Genomic DNA, 1,315 nt, shown 5'->3' with positions numbered 1-1,315 from the left:
ACGTACCAACAAACCTTCGAACCTCCGAACCTCCGAACCTCCGAACCGGAACCCCTGCTAAATACGGACAGTATGAACTAGGTGCCCATACACCCCACTAAAATTTGATTAGCGAAGCTAGTTCGCAAATCAGCGAACCAAACTTCGCTATTCCGGCGTAATCAAGCAGGCTGAGCAGCTACAGCGAACCTATTTTCGCTACTCGCGAATCTATGTTCATGAGTAGCGAAGCTAGGTTCGCTGTAGAAAGGACGAGGGCTTGCCAGCTCCCGTGTAGCGAGCCTGTCTTCACAAAATAGCGAAGTTGGTTCGCTCCAACTAACATTTGGGCGAGTAGAGCCCGCCAATCCTCGAAAATCACACAATAGTTAGCCATTAGCGAAGCGGGTTCGCAAATTAACGAACCAATCTTCGTTAAATCGGCGCAATGGAGCAGGCCGAACGGCTACAGCGAACCGAACTTCGCTAAACTGGCGCAATTAAGCAGGCTGAGCGGCTACAGCGAACCTATTTTCGCTAATCGCGAACCTATGTTCATGAGTAGCGAAGCTAGCTTCGCTGTAGAAAGGACGAGGGCTTGCCAGCTCTCGTGTAGCGAACCTGTCTTCGCAAAATAGCGAAGCAGGTTCGCTACAACTAACATTTGGGCGAGTAGAGTCCGCCGATCTTCGAAATCACACAATAGTTGGCCGTTAGCGAAGCAGGTTTGCAAATCAGCGAACCGAACTTCGCTAAACTGGCATAATCAAGCAGGTTGAGCGGCTACAGCGAAGCGGGTTCGTAAATCAGCGAACCAAACTTCGCTATTCCGGCGTAATCAAGCAGGCTGAGCAGCTACAGCGAACCTATTTTCGCTACTCGCGAACCAAGGTTCATGAGTAACGAATCTAGCTTCGCTGTAGAAAGGACGAGGGCTTGCCAGCTCCCGTGTAGCGAACCTGTCTTCGCAAAATAGCGAAGCAGGTTCGCTGTACGGAGCTTTGAGCGAGAGCAGTCCGCCAATCCTCGAAAAATCACACATTAGTTGGCCGTTAGCGAACTGAACTTCGCTAAACCGGCGCAATGGAGCAGGCCGAACGGCTACAGCGAAGCGGGTTCGCAAATTAACGAACCAATCTTCGTTAAACTGGCGCAATCAAGCAGGCTGAGCAGCTACAGCGAACCTATTTTCGCTAATCGCGAACCAAGGTTCATGAGTAACGAATCTAGCTTCGCTGTTGAAAGGACGAGGGCTTGCCAGCTCCCGTGTAGCGAACCTGTCTTCGCAAAATAGCGAAGCAGGTTCGCTGTACGGAGCTTTGAGCGAGAGCAGTCC

1 protein-coding gene is annotated in these 1,315 nt (G+C 51.1%); it reads right to left on the bottom strand.

Annotated elements, in window-relative coordinates; genetic code table 11:
• Positions 1-1,135: 1,135 nt before the first annotated feature.
• Positions 1,136-1,315: hypothetical protein (locus ACFVVF_RS08250; RefSeq protein WP_387807044.1), on the bottom strand; the 180-nt coding region annotated here is incomplete at its 5' end.

The sequence above is a fragment of the Paenibacillus sp. NPDC058174 genome, from assembly GCF_042883865.1.
GTDB lineage: Bacteria > Bacillota > Bacilli > Paenibacillales > Paenibacillaceae > Pristimantibacillus.
Note: the sequence above shows the minus strand (reverse complement) of the source record. Positions and strands in the feature narration are given on the sequence as shown.